Source organism: Notoacmeibacter ruber (assembly GCF_003668555.1).
GTDB lineage: Bacteria > Pseudomonadota > Alphaproteobacteria > Rhizobiales > Rhizobiaceae > Notoacmeibacter > Notoacmeibacter ruber.
In genome coordinates this window covers 1,303,440-1,323,030 of sequence record NZ_RCWN01000001.1, presented here as the reverse complement: position 1 = coordinate 1,323,030, position 19,591 = coordinate 1,303,440, and the positions used below count along the sequence as shown (strand labels likewise).

At 59.4% G+C, this 19,591-nt stretch carries 16 protein-coding genes and 1 tRNA gene; 6 read left to right on the top strand and 11 right to left on the bottom strand.

The window, feature by feature from the left end:
• Positions 1–151: 151 nt before the first annotated feature.
• From D8780_RS06260 to D8780_RS15995, 7 genes are all read right to left on the bottom strand, one after another.
• Positions 152–943: an MBL fold metallo-hydrolase gene (locus D8780_RS06260; protein ID WP_121644831.1), complete on the bottom strand. Its 792-nt coding sequence runs from the start codon at positions 941–943 to the stop codon at positions 152–154.
• A 26-nt stretch (positions 944–969) separates the two neighbouring features.
• The gene (locus D8780_RS06255; RefSeq protein ID WP_121644830.1) at positions 970–1,764 is read right to left on the bottom strand and encodes a TatD family hydrolase; all 795 of its coding nucleotides are present in this window, start codon (positions 1,762–1,764) and stop codon (positions 970–972) included.
• Positions 1,761–3,326 carry a methionine--tRNA ligase gene (gene metG / locus D8780_RS06250; RefSeq protein WP_121644829.1) on the bottom strand — a complete coding sequence of 522 codons (1,566 nt, stop codon included), beginning with the start codon at positions 3,324–3,326 and terminating at the stop codon, positions 1,761–1,763. Before metG ends, D8780_RS06255 begins: the two co-directional genes overlap by 4 nt.
• Positions 3,327–3,416: 90 nt before the next feature.
• Complete coding sequence (locus D8780_RS06245; RefSeq protein ID WP_121644828.1) at positions 3,417–4,478, bottom strand: DNA polymerase III subunit delta'; 1,062 nt, start codon at positions 4,476–4,478, stop codon at positions 3,417–3,419.
• On the bottom strand, positions 4,475–5,143 hold the full coding sequence (tmk, locus tag D8780_RS06240; protein ID WP_121644827.1) for a dTMP kinase: 669 nt from the start codon (positions 5,141–5,143) through the stop codon (positions 4,475–4,477). The genes D8780_RS06245 and tmk overlap by 4 nt, the downstream gene beginning before the upstream one ends.
• A gap of 64 nt (positions 5,144–5,207) precedes the next feature.
• The gene (locus D8780_RS06235) at positions 5,208–6,389 is read right to left on the bottom strand and encodes a D-alanyl-D-alanine carboxypeptidase family protein (RefSeq protein ID WP_121644826.1); all 1,182 of its coding nucleotides are present in this window, start codon (positions 6,387–6,389) and stop codon (positions 5,208–5,210) included.
• Positions 6,386–7,336, bottom strand: a complete 951-nt coding sequence (locus D8780_RS15995; RefSeq protein WP_121646409.1) for a septal ring lytic transglycosylase RlpA family protein — start codon at positions 7,334–7,336, stop codon at positions 6,386–6,388. Before D8780_RS15995 ends, D8780_RS06235 begins: the two co-directional genes overlap by 4 nt.
• Before the next feature lie 254 nt (positions 7,337–7,590).
• Between D8780_RS15995 and D8780_RS06225 the strand changes: the two genes are divergently transcribed.
• A tRNA-Ser gene (locus D8780_RS06225) sits at positions 7,591–7,680 on the top strand.
• 244 nt (positions 7,681–7,924) lie between these two features.
• Positions 7,925–8,890, top strand: a complete 966-nt coding sequence (locus D8780_RS06220) for a DUF3137 domain-containing protein (protein ID WP_121644825.1) — start codon at positions 7,925–7,927, stop codon at positions 8,888–8,890.
• Positions 8,891–8,978: 88 nt separating this feature from the next.
• On the opposite strand, the gene putA is transcribed toward D8780_RS06220, so the two are convergent.
• Complete coding sequence (gene putA, locus D8780_RS06215) at positions 8,979–12,431, bottom strand: bifunctional proline dehydrogenase/L-glutamate gamma-semialdehyde dehydrogenase PutA (protein ID WP_121644824.1); 3,453 nt, start codon at positions 12,429–12,431, stop codon at positions 8,979–8,981.
• A gap of 96 nt (positions 12,432–12,527) precedes the next feature.
• Between putA and D8780_RS06210 the strand changes: the two genes are divergently transcribed.
• Positions 12,528–13,001, top strand: a complete 474-nt coding sequence (locus D8780_RS06210; RefSeq protein WP_121646408.1) for an Lrp/AsnC family transcriptional regulator — start codon at positions 12,528–12,530, stop codon at positions 12,999–13,001.
• A 6-nt stretch (positions 13,002–13,007) separates the two neighbouring features.
• On the opposite strand, the gene D8780_RS06205 is transcribed toward D8780_RS06210, so the two are convergent.
• The gene (locus D8780_RS06205) at positions 13,008–13,985 is read right to left on the bottom strand and encodes a quinone oxidoreductase family protein (RefSeq protein ID WP_121644823.1); all 978 of its coding nucleotides are present in this window, start codon (positions 13,983–13,985) and stop codon (positions 13,008–13,010) included.
• A gap of 116 nt (positions 13,986–14,101) precedes the next feature.
• Between D8780_RS06205 and D8780_RS06200 the strand changes: the two genes are divergently transcribed.
• Positions 14,102–15,370 (top strand): UbiH/UbiF family hydroxylase, encoded by a 1,269-nt coding sequence (locus D8780_RS06200; RefSeq protein WP_121644822.1) that lies wholly within the window; start codon positions 14,102–14,104, stop codon positions 15,368–15,370.
• Here D8780_RS06200 and D8780_RS06195 read toward each other — a convergent pair.
• Entirely contained in the window at positions 15,299–16,258 is a 960-nt protein-coding gene (locus D8780_RS06195) for an AEC family transporter (RefSeq protein ID WP_121644821.1), read from the bottom strand. The two genes, D8780_RS06200 and D8780_RS06195, sit on opposite strands and share 72 nt — an antisense overlap.
• A gap of 223 nt (positions 16,259–16,481) precedes the next feature.
• Between D8780_RS06195 and hspQ the strand changes: the two genes are divergently transcribed.
• Positions 16,482–16,808 (top strand): heat shock protein HspQ, encoded by a 327-nt coding sequence (gene hspQ, locus D8780_RS06190; RefSeq protein WP_121644820.1) that lies wholly within the window; start codon positions 16,482–16,484, stop codon positions 16,806–16,808.
• Between the two features lie 63 nt (positions 16,809–16,871).
• Here the strand turns inward: hspQ and D8780_RS06185 are convergent, their stop codons facing one another.
• Positions 16,872–17,504: an invasion associated locus B family protein gene (locus tag D8780_RS06185; protein ID WP_158598452.1), complete on the bottom strand. Its 633-nt coding sequence runs from the start codon at positions 17,502–17,504 to the stop codon at positions 16,872–16,874.
• A 319-nt stretch (positions 17,505–17,823) separates the two neighbouring features.
• Here D8780_RS06185 and D8780_RS06180 point away from each other — a divergent pair, with 319 nt between their 5' ends.
• On the top strand, positions 17,824–19,575 hold the full coding sequence (locus tag D8780_RS06180) for an extracellular solute-binding protein (RefSeq protein WP_245412383.1): 1,752 nt from the start codon (positions 17,824–17,826) through the stop codon (positions 19,573–19,575).
• The last annotated feature ends 16 nt before the right edge of the window (positions 19,576–19,591 follow it).

The window sequence follows — 19,591 nt, the reverse complement described above, 5'->3', positions numbered from 1 at the left end:
CTCGGTCTGTTCGGATTTGAATGGAATATGAAAATGGTCACCTGACCGCTCATTAGGCAGCCAGACGACCATTGAGGCTTGGATTGCTGTTTGGGTTGGGACCTCTAATCGCGGCCGATCGCAATCCGACCGGGCGTTATCGGGCTCAAGATCAATCGTCGATGTGAAGCTCGACTGTCAGCCCGTCGAAACCAGGCTCCACATGGCCTGGCGTTTCAGCCATCACCGTGTCGTAATCAAGCAGCGTATGCATGTGAGTAAGTACCGCTCGCTCCGGCTTTAGGTAATCGACCCACTCGACCGCCTGCTCCAGACTGAAATGGCTGGGGTGTCGACGATATTGAAGCGCATCGACGACCAGCAATTGCAGATTATGAAGCTGCTCGACCGTTTCCTCCGGCCAGGCCGAAACATCCGTGCAGTAGGCCAATGGACCGATGCGAAAGCCGAGCGAATGGATCGAGCCGTGCTCCTGATGGAGCGGCAGAAAAGAGATTGGCCCGCCGTCACCATCGATCTGGAACGGAACGCCCACCTGGATCTCATTGCGGCTCAATATGGGTGGATAGGCTGAATCCGGTGGCGTCTCGTACACATAGCGGAAGCCATCATAGATACGCTCGAATGTTGCCTCATCGGCATAGGTTGGGACCAACGCACCCTGTGTCAGCCAATAGCCGCGAAGATCATCGATGCCGTGCAGATGGTCCGCGTGAGCGTGGGTATACACCGCACCATGCAGTTCCGTAACGCCAGCGCTGATCATCTGCTCGCGAAAGTCTGGCCCGGTATCGATCACCACAGTTGTCATCTGGCCATCATCGGCGATGCGTTGGACAAGCGCCGATGCGCGCAGACGACGGTTCTTCGGCTGTTTGGGATCGCACTTGCCCCAGTCGCCGGTGAGCCGCGGCACACCAGGCGAAGAGCCGCATCCGAGCATCGTGAAACGTAGTTTTGGCACGAGGGCTAAGCAACCTCCGTCAGTGGCGGCATCTTGGAAAAACAACGCAGGCAATTTTCCGTCGTCCGGGCGGCCATTTGCGAGGCCTCCATCCCATGACACTCTGCGAGGATGCGATTGGTCTCGGCAACGTAGGCCGGCTCATTTGTCTGGCCGCGCCAGGGTTGCGGCGCCAGATAGGGCGCGTCGGTTTCGATCAGAAGACGGTCAAGAGGCAGATCGGCGGCAATCGCGCGCAACTCGTCTGAGCGCTTGAATGTGAGAATGCCCGAGAAGGAGACATAGCCACCCAGTTCGACAGCCGTCTCCGCCAGCGCACGCCCGGAGGAAAAGCAGTGTAGTATAAAGGGGAAAGCCCCCTTCCCTGTCTCTTCATGCAAGATGGATGCGACATCTTCGTCGGCATCGCGCGCATGGATAACCAGCGGAAGTCCGCTCTGCCGCGCCGCATCGATATGTATCCGAAAGCTCCGCTCCTGATCATCCCGCGGCGCGTTATCATAGAAGTAATCGAGACCAGCTTCTCCGATGGCGACACATTTCTCATGCGCCGCATGGTTCAGAAGCTCATCGACCGTCACGTCGGTTTCTTTCGCTGCCTGGTGCGGATGGGTACCGACCGAGAAATAGATGCAGTCGTTGGCTTCTGCGATCGCCCGGAGCGTTTCGATCTGCCGAACCCTCGTTGAAATCGTCACCATGCGGCGAACGCCAGCGTTGGCCGCGCGCGAAAGAACGCCGGAAAAGTCTTCCTGGAACTGCGGAAAATCGAGATGGCAGTGGCTGTCGATAAGCGTCACGCCGCGCCCTTCCCCGCTTCGTCCTCTTTTTCCACGAAACGCGGAAATATCGGAGTTGGCTTGGGCAGTTCCTCGCCGGACCGAAGTTCGTACCGTACATCGACATGAGCAAAACTGCGCTCATCGGCCGGTACCGCAAGAAGTTCCAGCAGCTTGCCGGCAGCTTCCGGAATGACAGGCTGAGCCAGTATCGCCAGTATTCTCAGCGTCTCTGCCGTCGTCCAGAGCACGCTCTCCATCCGGTCCGGATCGTTCTTCTTCAACGCCCAGGGCTCTTGCGCCGCGAAATAGCGATTGGCTTCGGAAACGGCCCCGAAGACAGCAACGAGCGCGGCGTGGATACGCTGATGCGCCATCGCTTCACGGGCCTCTTTCAAGGCGCTCCTTGCGCGCTCGAGCATTGCGGTATCGGCCGGGGTCAAATCGCCGCGTTTTGGAACGGCGGATGCGCAATTCTTGCCGATCATGGAGAGCGAGCGTTGCGCCAGATTGCCGAGATCGTTCGCAAGATCGGCATTGATGCGGGCCACGATCGCCTCGTGGCTATAGGACCCGTCCTGACCGAACACGGTCTCACGCATCAGGAAATAGCGGAGCTGATCGCGTCCATAGGCCTCGACCAGATTAAACGGATCGACCACATTGCCGACGCTCTTGCTCATCTTCTCGCCCTTGTTGAGCAAAAAGCCGTGCGCATAGACGCGCCGAGGCAGCTCGACGCCGGCACTCATAAGGAAGGCAGGCCAATAGACGGCGTGAAACCGAACGATATCCTTGCCGATAATGTGCACATTGGCAGGCCAGTACGACCAACGGTCGGCGCTTTCGTCCGGGTAGCCGGCTGCGGTGATGTAGTTCGTCAGCGCATCGACCCAGACATACATAACGTGGTCGGGATTGTCAGGAACCGGCACGCCCCAGTCGAAGGTCGTCCGCGAAATCGAAAGATCCTTCAGGCCGCCTTTGACAAAACTCACGACCTCGTTGCGGCGCTCAGCCGGGCCGATAAAGTTCGGGTTCTTCTCATAATGGTCCAGAAGTTTTTCGCCGTAGGCCGAGAGACGGAAATAGTAGCTTTCTTCTTCGACCCATTCGACAGGCGAGCCCAGCGGTTCGCGGCGGACACCGTCATCGCCGAGGGTCGTTTCCTTCTCGTCGAAAAAGGCTTCCTGGCGGACAGAGTACCAGCCGCCATAACTGTCGAGATAGATGTCACCGCGCTCCTGCATCTTTTTCCAGAGTGCCTGGCAGGCATCGCGGTGCCGAGGTTCGGTCGTCCGGATGAAATCGTCGTTCGAGCAGCCCAACACCTCGACCATGCGCCGGAAGACAGCGGAGTTGGTATCGGCCAGTTCGATCGGAGCGATGCCCTCCTTCTGTGCCGTCTGCTGCATCTTCTGGCCGTGCTCATCGGTACCGGTCAGAAAGAATACGTCCTTGCCGTCCAATCTTTGAAAGCGGGCAAGAACGTCGGTAGCGACGGCGGTATAGGCATGGCCGATATGCGGAACGCCGTTCGGATAAAAAATGGGGGTCGTGATATAGAAGCGATTATCGCTCATCGTGTCTCTCAGTTCGCTGCCCTTGTCGGCTGGGCGTCCAGATAAAGCATGGGTGCGCCGCTGGAAAGGCTTGGCGCGTCATCGATATCGCTACTTCCGATGCAACATGCCGTGGAGATCCCGAAGCGTCTTCACCACATGGTGTCGCCGATCCAGGTTGAAGGTCCGTACAGACTCTACGGCCTCGTTGAATTCGCCGTGATACCCGGCGAGGCGGTTGGCCGTCTCACCGTTCCCATCGATGGCGTAACGATGGGCGAACTCTGTCAGCGTATCATCGATCAGCCGGTTGAACTGATCGAACGCATCGTCGCTGCCTCGCCCACCGACGGACGCCGCCGCGGCCCGTGCGGACTGCAGGTCGAAATTCTGATTCTTCAGCAGCCCTTCGATGGCCTCCGCAATATCGAGACCGCCAAAAGCCAGCAGCAATATTGCGCGCCGGACGCTGCCTTCCGCCAGGTTCGTGATGCGTTCGACGTCGCCATTGGGCGGCTGAGGCACCTCCAGGCGCCGCATAACCTCCGCCATGCTCGCCGAATCGACCGGAGTCATCCGCAACATCTGGCAGCGGGACCGGATTGTCGGCAAAAGCCGCCCCGGCGCATGCGCGATCAGGAGAAAAATCGTATTTGCCGGCGGCTCTTCCAATATCTTCAGCAATGCATTGGCGGCATGAATATTCATGTCCTCGGCCGGATCGACGATGACGATCCGGTAACCGCCATCACCGCTTGTATGGCTCAGAAAACGACCGATGGCCCGGACTTCATCTGCGGTGATCCGCGTCCGGAAAGTCTTGGACCGTTGATTGAACGGCCGCCTGATATGCAAGATGCCGGGATGCGCCCCGCTTGCCACCTGACGGAAGAGGCTTTCCGGCACATCGAATTGCGGACCGGTCTGTAGCGCTTCACGCGGTACGGGATTGAGAAGGAGGTAGCGAGCGAATTGAAAGGCCAGTGTCGCCTTGCCGATCCCGGACGGTCCCGCGAGAATCAGACCCTGCGGGAGACGATCTTTTCCGTAGGCGCCGGCAAGCGTCTCCCAGATAGCGTCATGCCCCACCGGAGCGCCCGATTCCGCCGGCGACGGAACGCCATCGAGGTCATCATGAGCGGCCGGCGCAAGTCTCTCCTGTTCCGCTATCACGACGAAACCTGTGTCAGCTTTGGCGCGAACTGGATTTCGAGCCGTTCCGTCACTGCCTTTGCAATAATGGCCTCCACCTCATCGGCGGACAAGGATGCATCGATCACGACAAATCGGTCCGGATCATCCTTCGCCATATCCAGGAAAGCCTGCCGCCGCGCTTCATGCTCCTGCAGTCGGTCTGCCTCGAAACGATCAGCATTGTCCGATTGCCGGCGGGCATCCGCGCGTTTCATGCCTTGCTCGGCATCAATGTCCAGAAGAATGGTCAAATCGGGCCGGAGGCCGTCCAGCGCCAATTCCTCCAGAAGATCGAGCTGGCTCGCGGAGACCCCTGCCCTGCCCTGATAGGCACGCGTTGAATCGGAAAATCGATCGCAAATCACGTCGTAGCCATCGGCGAGCGCCGGGGCGATCAATTGCCTGACGTGATCGGCGCGCGCACTGGCGAACAGGCACGCTTCGGCCAGAGGACCAAGCTCTTTGGCGACACCGGAAAGCAGGGCGACACGAAGCGACTCGGCCGCCGGGGTGCCGCCTGGCTCCCGCGTCACCCGGATCCTGCGCCCCGCACGCTCCATGTTCTTCGCCAACCGGCGCAACTGCGTACTCTTGCCGGAGCCTTCGCCGCCTTCAAAGGTCAGGAAATATCCAGTCTTCTCCATGGGTGTGACTTAGAGCGTCCAACGGGCGCATCGCAATGACAAAGCGACGGGAGGCAGAAGATTCTTAGCCTTGGGCGGCGGTCGACCAGGGCAGTTCAATATTTCTCATCCAGCCGAACGCCAGCTCTTCCAGAGCGTCCGCGGCACGCGCAAAGAGCCCTTTGCTCGGGACGTCGCTCGCCGCCAGAAGCGGGACCCTCATCGTCTCCTGCTCATTGACGGTCACGATCAGGCTGGCAAGTTCCTGTCCCTTTTCCACGGGGGCGGCGATCGGGCCGGAATAAAGAATATCGGCATGTACGCCTGCGCCATCGACCGGCAGAAGTGGCTGAAACGCTTCTGCCAGATGGAGGGTTACGGTATCTTCGGTGCCGCCATAAAGAGGCACTGTCGTGACCGTCTCCTCTTTGCCGTATAGCGGCATCCTGGCAAATTCCTTCAGTCCCCAATCAAGCAGCTTTTGCGTTTCCTGAAAGCGTTCGTCCTTGCTGGAGAGGCCGCCCATCGCGAGAAAGACACGGCGGTCATTCTCCGACTTGGTGGCAACGATCCCGAAACCGAGCGACTCGTTCTGGCCTGTCTTGAGTCCGTCGCCGCCAATCCGCTCTGACAAGGCGGGGTTTCTGTTGCGCTGAAAAATCTTGTTCCACTCGAACGCCGGCTCGGAAAAGATCGGCCAGTATTCGGGGTAGGTGCTGTAGATATGCTGCGCCAGCTTGATCAGATCAGCCATCGATACGGCTTGCTCTGGATCGCTCAAGCCAGACGGATTGCGAAAAGTTGAATCGGAAAGGCCGAGCTCGGAGGCGCGGCGGTTCATCCGCTCGGCAAACTCCTCTTCCGATCCATCCAGATTTTCTGCAATCGCGATCGCCGCGTCATTGCCACTCTGAACGACGATGCCGCGCAGCAGGTCGATGACCCGAACCTCTTCCTTGGGCTTCAGGAACATCGCCACGGAGCCGCTCGGCGCCCCGCCGGTACGCCAGGCGTGCTCCGATACAGTGAATATCGTTTCTTCCTGAATGTTGCCCGATTTCAATTCCGACAGCAGGATTTCGGCGGTCATCAGTTTGGTCAGTGAGGCGGGTTCCACTTTCTCACGAGAATTGCGGGAAAGAAGCGTCGTTCCATCTGCGGCGTCGATCAGAAGAACCTGATGGGCCGGTGTTTCGACCGGAGCGGAATAAGCGGGCAAAACCCACGATGCAGCCAGCCATGCCGCAGCAAAAAATACCGGCTTCATTGGCGACCAGTCGTCTCTCGCAAAACCAGTCCGAATACGCCCATCTGCCGAGTGGGTGTCTGCGACGCAAATCCGAGTGGATCATCGGCGTCTGCGCTTTCCAGGCGCACACTTTCGATCGTTTGGCGGACGGGTTGATTCGTGCCCGGGGTCGCGTGTTCAAGCGCTGGCTCGTCCTTTGCCGACGCCACGCCGGGAAGAACTTCGCTGGCTTTCTTCTTGACGCTCTCCACCCCATCCTGGAGGGCTGCCACGCCTTCATCGAGGCGCTCGACGAGCTTCGATTTCGGCAATTGTGCGGGCGAATCGCTATCCTCGCTGTAGCTGGCGAGCAATTGCTCTCCATCGCCGCCACGGATCGGCGCCTTGCCGAGATATTCCAGCTTGATGTCCGTATGGCCCGCTCGATGGAAGCCCAGCATTACGGCCGCTTTTTTTGAGAGGTCGGCCAGCCTGTTATTGGCATAGGGGCCGCGATCGTTGACTCGAACAACAACGGATCGGCCGTTTTTCAGATTTGTGACACGGGCGTAGCTCGGCAAAGGCAAAGTGGTGTGAGCGGCCGTCAGCGCATTCTGGTCGAAGACTTCACCATTGGCCGTCATCCGTCCGTCGAAGCCGGGGCCATACCAAGAGGCCCGCCCCACCTCTTCATATCCAGGCTCATCGCGCGGAACGTAAAGCTTGCCCTTGATCTTGTAGGGTTTGCCGATCTTGTAGGCCCCGCCACCGCGGCGCAGGCGTGTCCGTTTGTCCTCGCCGGCTTCGACAGGTTCCTGAACTGCCGCTTCCAAGGCCGCCGCGCCATCGCCTTCGCCCGGCTCCAGCATCGCCAGTCGCATGTCGCCGGCATCTTCGTCCGATTTTTCGGCCTGATCGGAGATGTCGAGCTTGACGTCAGCAGATGTCTCGTCACCTTCGCGAGCCGTGCTTTCGACCGCTGTCATCGACTTTGCTGCCTGATGTGTCGAAGTGCATCCAGCCAGCCAGTTGCTCGAAAGAACGAGGGCCAACGCTGTTCCACACCCTAACCAGCGATTCATATCTTTTGCCCTACCCCATGGAACCGGCGACGCACCGGCGACCCTCTGCGTTTCATAACCGGTGTGACGACACAATGCGGCGCTCAAGTGGCAGAGCTGTGACCAAATGAACACGCTTGCAGCTTTGTCTTAGCCCGCCTATGAAGCGCTTCGCAAGCGGATGGGTGGCCGAGCGGTTTAAGGCACCGGTCTTGAAAACCGGCGTGCGGGAGACCGTACCGTGGGTTCGAATCCCACCCCATCCGCCATTTTCGCACCTTGGCGCGTATGCGCGCCCCTGACAGCTCGCAAGCATTTTCGGGTGATGATCTCCGCACCTGGATTCCACGCCGCTCACCCGGTCGATATCAGGCCCACCGGGAAGTGCGTTACCGTTGCGGGGGACTGGGCGGGGCGATAGGCTTCGCCGTGACCAGCATTCAGTGCAGGGAGCGAAGCGAGGCGAAAAAATTGCCGCGTCCACTCTTGCAACGATAAGGAGCGGCTTCTGCCATGGCGACCGATGGTGAGTCCTTGTCATCAAGCCGCTTCGCCCGGTTCGAGGCCAACTATGCCGCAAAGATCAAGCCCGAACTCGAGAAGCTGGAAGTCGAACGGCGGAAAGCGGCGCGGCAATTCAAACTCGGCATCGCCGCAGGCCTGCTCGGCCTGCTGCTGATCGTCATCGGTCTTCTCGCCAATAGCGGACGACCGCCAATCACGATGCAATCCCCTCTTCCCGGCCTTTTCGCACTTGGCGGCTTCACGTTGTTTGGTGGCGGGTTCTATCGAGCCTTTCGCATCCATGGCCGCTTCCGTGGAAAGATGAAGTCCATTCTGGTCGGAAAGACGTGCGAATTTCTGGGGCTCGATTTCGTGGCAACAGATTTCGTCTTCCCAGTCGAGCGTTTCCGCGATGCCTTTATCGTTCCGGATCACCGCGAGCGGCTATTGGAAGACCGAATCGCAGGAACGTTGAACGGTGTGCCGTTCGAACTCTGCGAAGCCCATCTGAAAAAGAAGGACGGTGGCGAAGAGCGAAACGTCTTTCACGGCCTTCTGCTGCTCTACAGAATTTCCAGACCGTTTCACGGTCGGACGGTTCTGGTCCCCGATCTCGGACGGCTGGGGAATCACTATCATGGCGCTGGTCATTCGATGGAGGCAGTTGCGCTCGACGATCCTCGGTTCGGGGATCGATTCCAAGTCTACTCCACCGATCCGGTGGAGACCCACGCTCTGCTGACGCCGCATTTCATGGAAGCGGCGACGGAGTTGTCCGGCAGGTTCGGCAATCCCTGGGCTTTCCATGCCGCCTTTTCTGACAACTGCCTGCTGATCTCGATCCGCGTTACGAAGAACATGTTCGAGGGCGGCGGCCTTTCGAAACCGGCACCCGCACGCGAACGCGTCGATGAGTTGCTGGCAGAGCTGAAGTCGATCGCTTCAATCGCCGAGATCGTTGAACCGGGCAACTAGCCGTCTGTCGCAGATCCCGGCCCGCATGCTCTGATTAACTCGCCGACCCCGACAAGGATCTGACAAGCTCAATCGAAATCGGCGCTCCTTAGATTCCCTCCGTTTCCGCAAGAAGCTGAGCATTGCCGCCGGCGGCGGTCGTATCCACGCACAAGTGCCGTTCATAGGCCACATGACCGAAATCGGGCATGCCTCCGATCAGCGGAAGAATCGGCCCGGACCGCTGCGCGAGGGCGCGAACATATGCGCGCGCCTCCTCTGCTCCTCCCCACCATATCGCGCCAGAGATGCCGGAGAGCTCGGTCAAGGCGGTCGGTTCGAGCGCTCCCTCGACCATTACGGCGTGTCCACCGAGTTCGGTGATGGCCACCATCTGCGCCTTGGCCGCGTCTTCACCCGGGCCGAGGCATAGAATGGGCGGGCGGCTGACATAGCGCAGACGGTTACTCTCGCCCGTCGGTCCGGGCATATCGGCAACGCCGATCGGAAGGCCGCGACGCGTGTCCCTAAGGGTTTTCTGTAGTTTCAGTTGGTCCATGGGCCGATCCCAAGGCCCGCTCACCTCCTGGCCGGCCATTCGCCTGAAGCGGGGCAGATAGTTCGGCCCGCCCGCTTTCGGACCCGTGCCGGAGAGCCCTTCTCCGCCAAAAGGCTGACTGCCGACGATCGCGCCGATCTGGTTTCGGTTCACATAGGCGTTCCCCGCTTCGATCCGATCCGTCACCGCCTGAACCCGGCCATCGATGCGGGTATGCAGTCCGAAGGTGAGGCCGTAGCCCGTCGCATTGATCCGGTCGACGACCTTTTCGATCTCATTGGCCTCGAAGGTGCAAATATGGAGGACGGGCCCAAAAACCTCGCGCTCCAGATCGCCAATGCCATCCACGCGAATTAATGCCGGCCCGACAAAGCTTCCGCGACTTGGCGCGGCAGACTGTTTGATAAGCCGACCGTCCGAACGGGCCTGGTCGATATAGGCTTGAATTTCCTTCTGCGCGTCCTTGTCGATCAGAGGGCCGACATCGGTCGAATAAGACCAAGGATCGCCGATGGTGAGTTCGTCCATCGCGCCTTTCAGCATTTCGACGAGCCCCTCGGCGACATCGCTCTGGATGTAGAGACAGCGAAGCGCCGAACAGCGCTGACCTGCCGACTGGAACGACGAAGCAACGATATCGCGAACAGCCTGCTCCGGGAGAGCCGTACTGTCGACGATCATCGCATTCAGGCCGCCGGTTTCCGCGATCAGCGGCGCATCCGGCGCGAGATGTTCGGCCATCGCGTTGCGGATGGCCAGAGCCGTTTCCGTCGATCCGGTAAAGGCGACGCCATCAATCCGCTGATCCGAGGTAAGAGCTGCGCCGACCGTTGCGCCCTCACCCGGCAAGAACTGGAGCGCGGTTCGCGGAACGCCCGCCTCATGCAGCAAGCGAATAGCGTGGGCTGCGATCAGTGGTGTCTGTTCCGCGGGCTTCGCTATGACGCCATTTCCGGTCGACAGAGCCGCGGCAATCTGTCCGGTGAAGATGGCGAGCGGGAAATTCCAGGGGCTGATGCAGACAAAGACCCCTCTCGGCGGAAGCTCGGATGTTTCCGCCTGCGCTGCATAATAGCGGAGGAAATCCACCGCTTCGCGCAATTCGCCGATCGCGTCGAGAATCGTCTTGCCACCTTCTTTCTGCAGTATGGCGAAGATCGCTCCGAAATCGCGCTCATAAAGATCGGAAGCGCGCCGCAAGACAGCGGCACGTTCTGCTGCTGAGGTAGCCCAAGGCAAGGCGGCGGAGAGTGCGGCCTGGACATCCGCATCGCTGGCATTGGCAACCGCCCCTAAGACGCTTTCGGTGGCAGGATTATGGCGATCCCGGGCCTCTTGTGGAGAGGCTTCTCCAGAAAGAATGGGCATTGCATTTGTGATCTGTGCACTGCGTCGAGCCAGATCGATAGTTGAGAGTTCGCTTGTCCGATTGATATCGAATCCCATCGAATTCCTACGCTGCGGATCGAAAAGTTCGGGGCCGCGCCGGATATGTTCATTTTCGACCGTATCGGCCTTCTTCAGCGTTTCGAACGGGCAGGCTGCGACGTCTTCCGGTTGAATCCGCTCATCGACGATCTGATTGACGAAGGAGGAATTGGCGCCGTTTTCCAGAAGGCGGCGGACCAGGTAGGCAAGCAGATCGCGGTAGGCCCCCACCGGCGCATAGATCCGACACTGCGTGCCTTCCTGTCGTTTGACGATGTCGTGCAGCCGGTCACCCATCCCGTGCAAACGCTGAAACTCGTATTCGCTCTTGGCAATATTACGCGTCATACGGATGATCGCCGCCACGGTATGGGCATTGTGAGTGGCAAATTGCGGGTAGATCCGATCCCGCATCGATATCAGCTTACGGGCATTGGCCAGATAGCTGACATCCGTGGAAGCCTTGCGGGTAAAGACCGGGAAATCATCCAGGCCAGCCACCTGCGCGCGTTTGATCTCCGTATCCCAATACGCCCCCTTTACCAGTCGTATGGTGATCTTGCGGTCCAGACGACGGATAAGGTCATAAAGCCAGTCGATCGTAAGCCCGGCCCGGCGGCCATAGGCCTGAACGACCACTCCAAAGCCGTCCCAGCGCGCGAGCGCCTCATCGGCCAATACCGCCTCAATAACCTTGAGCGACAATTCGAGGCGGTCGGCTTCTTCCGCATCGATATTGAGATTCATATTGGCTGCGGCAGCCTGGCGGGCGAGCGCCGAGACCACCGGAACCAACTCATCCATCACGCGCTGCTCATGAGCGACTTCATAACGCGGATGAAGTGCCGAAAGTTTGATCGAGATACCGGGATTACGTCGAAAATCGGCATGGATACAGCGCTTGGCAATCGCGGCGATCGCGTTTTCGTAGCTCTCGCGATAGGCGTTCGCGTCATCGGCCGTCATGGCCGCCTCGCCCAGCATATCGTAGGAGTAGCTATAGCCTTTTTCTTCCGCCTTCGCCGCGCGGTCGAGCGCCTTGCCGATGCTTTCGCCAAGAACGAACTGATGGCCCATCTCTTTCATCGCACGACCCACCGCCGTCCGGATGACGGGTTCGCCGAGCCTCTTGATCGCGCCGCGCAGATGGCTGGCCATCCCCGGGCCGCGCTCATCCAGAACGTGGCCGGTGATCAGCAACGCCCATGTCGAAGCATTGACGAGACTGGATGCCGAGCGTCCGAGATGCCGTCCCCAATCGGAGGGCGCAATCTTGTCTTCAATCAGGTCCTCGATGGTCTGCACGTCCGGCACCCGCAGGAGCGCCTCTGCAAGGCACATCAGCGCGATGCCCTCGTCCGTCGACAGCCCGTATTCGGCCAGGAACACTTCCATCAGACCCGGCCGACCGCTCGTGCGGATCTTTCGCACCAGCTCGGCCGCATCGCCTATGATCGTCCGACGGTCGCCTTCATCCAACGCGGCAAGCTCGATCATGTCGGCCACCAACGGGCCTTCAGGTGCGAATTTCGCCTGCTCGATTTCGGAAAGGCTGACCGTGCGCGCTCGCGTCATGAAACGCTCCTCTCGTTGCGATCCTGCGAGAATAGCTTTTCATGAGCAGACGATGTACCTAAAATGATGAACTTTACAGTCGGATCGGATTTAATCATGCCCATCAGCAGGCCGGATGGCTCGTCACGTGTCGATCAGACCGACGAAGCCATTATCCGAGAGCTTACACGCGACGCCCGCCTCAGCATGACGGAGCTGGCGCGACGAGTGGGACTTTCAAAGACGCCCGTCGCCAGCCGCGTGAAACGGCTGGAGGATGAGGGCATCATCACAGGCTATCGGGCAAGCCTCTCATGGCAAAAGCTGGGGCTCGGACATATCTGCTTCGTCGAGGTGAGGCTGACCGACACCCGTCAGAAAGCCCTGCAATCGTTCAACAAGGCGGTGGCAGAAATACCCGAGATTGAGGAATGTCACATGATCGCAGGCGGTTATGATTATCTTTTGAAGGTCAGAACTCGCGACATCGAGACGTTTCGCATCATACTTGGAGAACAGATTTCCGCGCTGCCACACGTCGCTTCCAGCTCGAGCTATGTGGCAATGGAGGCGGTCAAGAGCAGCTCCTAGTGCCGCTCAAGCGTCCGGGAGAAGCACGGTCGCACCTACCGTCTCTCGTCCTTCGAGCGCACGGTGCGCTTTCTCGGCATCCTTCAACGCGAAACGCTGCCCGATTTCGATCTTGACGGTTCCGTCGCCAAGCCAGCCGAACATCTCTTCTGTTGCCTCCTCCAAAGAGCTGCGGCTGGCGATATAATTGTAGAGCGTCGGTCGCGTCACGAAGAGCGAGCCTTTCTGAGACAAAAGACCGAGATCGAGAGGATCGACCTTGCCTGAAGACTGGCCGAAGCTGACGAGGAGTCCCATGGGCCGCAGGCAATCGAGCGACTTCATGAGGGTCGTCTTCCCGACGCTGTCATAGACCACATCACAAAGATCGCCATTCGTGAGTTGTTTGATCCGCTGCGCAAAGTCCTCATTGTTGTAGTCGATCAGCTCGTCATAGCCGTGATGGCGTGCAAGATCGTGCTTTTCCTTCGAGGCCGTGCCGATGATCCGCGCGCCGATGTGCTGCGCAATCTGCCCGGCGATAAGGCCAACGCCGCCGGACGCCGCGTGAAAGAGGACGGTATCATCAGCCTTCAAATCGTGGGTCTTGCGAAGCAGGTAGCGCGCCGTCAGTCCCTTCAGCATCGCCACGGCCGCCAATTCATAGGAAACGTTGTCCGGTATCGATACGGCGCGATCGGCGGGCAGATTCCGCTCTTCAGAGTAGCCCCCCAGCCCCACCGTGTAGGCCACCCGATCCCCCTCCCTGAAACGAGTGACGCCTTCGCCGGCCGCGATCACATCCCCGGCGCCCTCATTGCCCGGGGTAAAGGGCGCATCCGCGGGATAGAGACCGCTGCGGAAATAGGTATCGATGAAATTGAGACCGACCGCTTTCTGTCTGATCCGCACCTCTCCTGGGCCGGGAGCAGAGACATCCACCTCTTTCCACTTCAGGACTTCCGGTCCGCCGGTCTCTTCGACGATAATCGCATGATTGCTCATATTGGCGCTCCCTTTTCGCGCCCCAGCTAGCGCCCTGCATGACGGGTTCAAGAATCCGGTTTGCAGAGGGCTCTCTCACGCCATATGAGGGCTGACAAACAGAGAAAGGTGAAGTCATGGAGTCGATCGAACGCATTGCCATTGTCGGAACGGGTCCCGCAGGCATGATCGCCGCCCTCTGTCTTGCTCGGGCTGGTCACAGCGTTCGTCTTATTGGACCAGAGGTCGACCGCAACGATCCACGCACCACCGCATTGATGCAACCAAGTCTTTCCACGCTCGGAAAGGTGGGGCTGCGATACCCCATAGAGGAGGCTGGCGCGCCGCTTAGGATCATGCGGATCGCCGACGGGACCTCGCGTCTCCTGCGTTCGCCCGCCGTATCTTTCTATGCCTCCGACATCGGCGAGACCGCGTTCGGCTATAATATTCCAAACGCCACGCTCAACGGCATTCTGGAGGATGCTCTTGCCGACCAACCGCTGATCCGGCGAAGCACCGCCAAGGTGAACCGCTATTCTGCAACCGAGGACTCCGTCCGCATTCGACTCGATGACGGCGAAGGCATTGATTGCCGTCTTGTCGTCGGTGCCGACGGACGCAAATCGGCAGCGCGCCGTGCTGCCGGGATCCGCCAGGAGCCGGCTCCCCTGCCCCAATCAGCGCTGGTTCTATCATTCCGGCACGTCGTTTCCCACGATTTTACATCGACGGAAATTCATACCGAAAGCGGCCCGTTTACCCAGGTTCCGCTACCCGACGAGCATATGTCCAGCCTTGTCTGGGTCGTGTCGCCTCACACCGCCAAAAAGCTCCTCGAGACCGATAACGATACGCTGGCTCGCCAGATCGAACAGCGCATGCAATCGCTTCTCGGTGAGGTGAGCGTCGAAGGGCCCCGCGCTGCCTTCCCGCTGACGACGGCGCTTCCGCCAAGGTTTGCTGCCAAGAGGATTGCCTTGATCGGCGAGGCCGCCCACGTCTTCCCACCGATCGGCGCGCAGGGCCTCAATCTGGCGGTGAGAGATGTGGCGGACCTTGCTGCCGTCCTTCCTGGGCCTGATGGCGACCCCGGCTCCCTTGCGGCGCTCAATGCCTATAATCGTGCTCGCCGGTCGGATATTACGCTGCGCTCTGCAGCCGTTCGGTCTCTCAATCGCTCATTGCTATCTGCGATGCTGCCCGCACAGTTTGCTCGTGCCGTGGGCCTCGACACGCTGCGCCGGATCGGACCGCTCCGCGACTTTTTCATGCGTGAGGGGATGGCCCCCGGTAGCGGCTTTCGCGCCATACGGCGCGAGGTCCGGGAGGGGTTAAGGGAACAGATCGACCGGTACCGCCCCCGTTCGCATCAACCAGAGAATCGCCGTTACAGTCACGACTGATGCCCCCGTCGTGATGAGGACGGTGGCCGAGGCGCGCTCGGCCCAGACATGATATTGCTGAGCAAGGACGAAAACATTCGTCGCCGTCGGCAGTGCCGCCAGCAGGATGGCTGACTGGATCCAGACCGGATCAAAATTGCCGACCGCGCTCAAGATCAGCCAGCACAGCAGCGGATGGACGACCAGCTTCAAAGGCACGATTAAACCAAGCTCTGTCGGGACACGGCGTAATGGACGGAGCGCCAGGGTCACACCCATGACGAACAGGGCGCACGGAGCCGCTGCGTTGGCGAGATATTCGAGAAGCCGTTCGATCGCGATCGGTGGCGACCACTCCAGCGCTGCGGCCCCGACCCCCACAAATGTCGCCAGGATAAAAGGGTGAAGCAGGATGCGCTTCGCTATATCCAGCGCCAGAGCTCCGGGCGATCTCTCCACCGTTCCCGAAAGAGCCATCAGCGCTGGCGTTACGGCGAAATGGAGCGCGTTCTCGAAGGCGAAGATCAGCGCCACGGGAACAGCGGCGCTCGGCCCGAACGCCAATAGCGCGAGACCCGGCCCCATATAGCCGATATTGCCGTAAGCGGCCGCCAATGCCGCAATCGTCGCGGGCGGAATAAGCCGTTCTCTAAAAAAGGCGATCAGGAACATCAGCGCGAAGATGATGTAGGTGCTGGCCGCCGCGCCGAGGATGTAGCTCCATTCGGTGAGCTTCTCGATCGGCGTCTTGGACAGCAGTTGAAAGAACAGCGCGGGCAAGGCGATGTAGATTATGAAGATATTCATCCACCCCAGCGCCTCGACCGGCTGGCGCACGATTTTCCCTGCTGCGTAGCCCAGGATGATCAGGCCGAAGAACGGCAGAACGAGTGCGAAAATTTCGGCCATGGCTTATCGGAGCGGTACGGATGATGAAAATGGGATGGTGCGAGATGACGTGCACCATATCCGACTGTTCGCCGCAAGACTTTGCATTCAAGCACAGCCATTCCCCGAACGCGTTCGAGGTTGGCCTACGATGAGGAGTTCGCCCCCCCTCCGAAACGGCTTATACCATTGGAAATCCCGCCGCACCACACCACATACCGTATGAAAATAAGAGGTTGAGCCTGTGCAAAGAGACGCACGTTTTCATATTGGCCAGATCGTCAAGCACCGGATCTTTCCGTTCCGGGGCGTGATCTTCGATGTCGATCCGGTCTTCGACAATACGGAAGAATGGTACGAATCGATTCCCGAGGGCATGCGGCCGCATCGGGACCAGCCCTTTTACCACCTTCTGGCAGAAAACGACGAGACGGAATATGTGGCCTACGTGTCCGAGCAGAACCTGCTCGAGGACGATAGCGGGCTGCCCCTTCGCCACCCGCAGATTGCCGAATTCTTCGATGTCGGCGCGGACGGACATTTCCGCCCCCGCGACATTCCCATGAACTGACGACCGCGCAAAAGAAAAGCGGGGCCTTTCGACCCCGCTTCATCCGTCCTCGGCTTTAGCGGATCAGTTTGATTCGCCGCCGGTCTGCTTTTCGCGGAATTTCTTGACCCATTCCTCGCGCTTCTTCTTTAGATCTTCGCTCTGCGCATTCTGCTGGGCAGCGAGGGTGGAAGCGTCGATTGGCTCTCCGTCATGAGCGGATGCGAATCCCTTCAGGGTGACAGTCACAGGGGTCTTCTGGCCCATCGGATTGAGCGAGATGACGGTCAGCTTGCCGCCCTTGCGGAACGCATTGATCTGCTGCTCGGTGATCGGAGCCTGTGCGATGCACATTGGCGAAGGCCGCAGCGGGCAGATCGTATAGTCCAGCTTCTGCATCTGTCCGCTATCGACCTGCAATCCGACACCGGCGCTCAGGACGCGCTCGGGCGGAAGCACGACGCGGATGCCGCGCTTGGATTCGCTGCCCTTGGACAATTCCTCGATGTAGACGGCGGTCACCAATTGGCCGCTGCCCGAAGCGATCTGAACGAACTGCGTCTGGCAGCTCTTCTGATCATCCTTGGTCTGGCAGAGCTTCGTCCACTGGTTCGGGCCCGGCGTCTTCGGGGCGTCCTGCGCCATGGCGATGGCCGGAAGCCCGAGCATGCCGGCGGCAAGCACGAGACGCCGCGCAGCGTTGGTCAGTGCTGTCATGTTATATCCCTCTGAAATCGAGCCGACGGTTGAAATCATCGCCGCGTGAGCGATACGCCGGAATGGTTCCGTGTTTCCCGATCAAATTGGGCAATAGAATGACGTGCCTCTGCCCAATTTGTGCCGCGGCGATACGCTGATACCTTGGCCAAAGCGAATCTTTTTCGGCAAGGTCTCCATGATGGCTCTCTTTACTGCGTGCAACCTCTTTCGCCGCTCAAAAGCGGTCGGGACCATATGCGGAGCCGCTTTTGCTCTCTCATTATGCTCGCTGGTCTCGACCGGGACGGCGCAAGCCGCTCCCTCTCACGCTCTCGCCATGCATGGAGAACCGGCTCTGCCCGCGGATTTCGAGCACTTTCCTTATGCCAACCCCGCTGCACCGCAGGGCGGCATGATCACTTACGGGCTTCCCGGCACCTTCAACTCCGTTAATCCTTTCATCATCCAAGGGGACGGTGTTCGCGGACTGAACGATCTGGAAGTCGGAATGAACGTCTTCGAGCCACTCATGGCGCGCTCCTTCGACGAACCTTTTACGCTGTACCCGTTGCTGGCCGAAACGGTCGAGACCGACGAGGAACGTACATTCGTGGAATTCCAGATCAATCCGAAGGCACGGTTCTCCGATGGCGAGCCCGTTCGGCCAGAGGATGTGATCTTCACTTTCGATCTGCTCGCGGAAAAGGCCAATCCACGCTATAAGCGCGTGCGGGACAAGATCGCGAAAATGGAGAAGGTCGGGGATCGAGGCGTCCGCTTCACGCTGGATCCCGAGTTGAGCGACCGCGAGCTGCCTTTGATCGTCGCGATGACGCCTGTCCTTCCCGAACACGCGATCGACAGAGAAAATTTCGACAAATCGACGCTTGAGCCCATTACCGGCACCGGTCCGTATATTCTTACCGAGGTTCGCCCTGGCGAGCGGATTACGCTCACAAAAAATCCCGACTATTGGGGCAAGGACATCCCTGCCAAACGCGGTTTCGATAATTACGACCGGATCCGCATCGTCTATTTCCGCGACGAGACCGCGCGATTCGAATCCTTCAAGAAAGGCGAGATCGACGTGCAGATCGAGCAGAGCCCGTTCGCCAATTCCGATCCTGCGCGGTGGGCACGTCGCTACGACTTTCCGCGAGCCACCTCCGGCGATGTGCAGAAATCGACGTTCGAGTCCGCTTTGCCGTCCGGCATGCGCGGCGTTGTCTTCAACACGAGGCGCCCTCCCTTCGACAATCCGAAGCTCCGCCGCGCCATCGTGAATCTGTTCGATTTCGATTGGATCAATCGGAACATGTTCGACAATGCCTATACGCGCATCGGAAGCTACTTCGACAATTCGGTTCTCGATTCACAGGCTACTCCGGCGGATGAGGCGGAAAAGACTCTGCTGCAACCTTTCGAAGACCAGATCGTGCCTCAGATCATGGCCGGTGAGTGGACTCCGCCCGCATCGGACGGCACCGGCCGAGACCGCAACTTCGTCAGAAACGCGATGAACCTTTTCAAGGAAGCGGGGTATAAACTGGAAGGCCGGCAACTGGTCGGACCGAATGGCAATCCGCTAGCCTTTGAGCTGATGATTAATGGCAGCGAGGGGGAAATGATCGCGCTTGCCTGGCAAAAAACGCTCGCCTTGCTCGGCGTCAGGCTCAATCTGCGCAAGGTGGATACGGCGCAGTATTTCGAACGGCGCAAGCGCTTCGACTACGATGCGATCATCCATTTCTACTCGTCGTCGCTCTCGCCCGGCCAGGAACAAATCGGCCGCTGGTCCTCGGAAGCGGCTGAGGCCGAGGGGTCATTCAACTTTGCCGGCGCGAAGGATCCCGCCATCGACGCCATGATCGAAGCGATGCTCGGCGCGAAGATTGAAGAGGATTTCCAGACGGCTGTGAGAGCCTACGATCGCGTGCTGCTCTCCGGGTTCTACGTGATCCCATTCTATTACATGAGCGAGCAGCGGGTGGCTCATGATGCCGATCTCGCCTATCCCGACTATACGCCGATCTATGGCTTTCAGCTTCCGACCTGGTGGTGGCAGAGTGCAGCCAAGAGCGGCGATTGATCCGGAAGGCCCGCGA

Bases quoted from the DNA above. Each gene is read 5' to 3' on its own strand.
- D8780_RS06260 (WP_121644831.1), bottom strand. From the start codon at position 943: ATGCTCGGATGCGGCTCTTCGCCTGGTGTGCCGCGGCTCACCGGCGAC.
- metG (WP_121644829.1), bottom strand. From the start codon at position 3,326: ATGAGCGATAATCGCTTCTATATCACGACCCCCATTTTTTATCCGAAC.
- tmk (WP_121644827.1), bottom strand. From the start codon at position 5,143: ATGGAGAAGACTGGATATTTCCTGACCTTTGAAGGCGGCGAAGGCTCC.
- D8780_RS06235 (WP_121644826.1), bottom strand. From the start codon at position 6,389: ATGAAGCCGGTATTTTTTGCTGCGGCATGGCTGGCTGCATCGTGGGTT.
- D8780_RS15995 (WP_121646409.1), bottom strand. From the start codon at position 7,336: ATGACAGCGGTCGAAAGCACGGCTCGCGAAGGTGACGAGACATCTGCT.
- D8780_RS06220 (WP_121644825.1), top strand. From the start codon at position 7,925: ATGGCGACCGATGGTGAGTCCTTGTCATCAAGCCGCTTCGCCCGGTTC.
- putA (WP_121644824.1), bottom strand. From the start codon at position 12,431: ATGACGCGAGCGCGCACGGTCAGCCTTTCCGAAATCGAGCAGGCGAAA.
- D8780_RS06210 (WP_121646408.1), top strand. From the start codon at position 12,528: ATGCCCATCAGCAGGCCGGATGGCTCGTCACGTGTCGATCAGACCGAC.
- D8780_RS06205 (WP_121644823.1), bottom strand. From the start codon at position 13,985: ATGAGCAATCATGCGATTATCGTCGAAGAGACCGGCGGACCGGAAGTC.
- D8780_RS06200 (WP_121644822.1), top strand. From the start codon at position 14,102: ATGGAGTCGATCGAACGCATTGCCATTGTCGGAACGGGTCCCGCAGGC.
- D8780_RS06195 (WP_121644821.1), bottom strand. From the start codon at position 16,258: ATGGCCGAAATTTTCGCACTCGTTCTGCCGTTCTTCGGCCTGATCATC.
- D8780_RS06185 (WP_158598452.1), bottom strand. From the start codon at position 17,504: ATGACAGCACTGACCAACGCTGCGCGGCGTCTCGTGCTTGCCGCCGGC.
- D8780_RS06180 (WP_245412383.1), top strand. From the start codon at position 17,824: ATGCATGGAGAACCGGCTCTGCCCGCGGATTTCGAGCACTTTCCTTAT.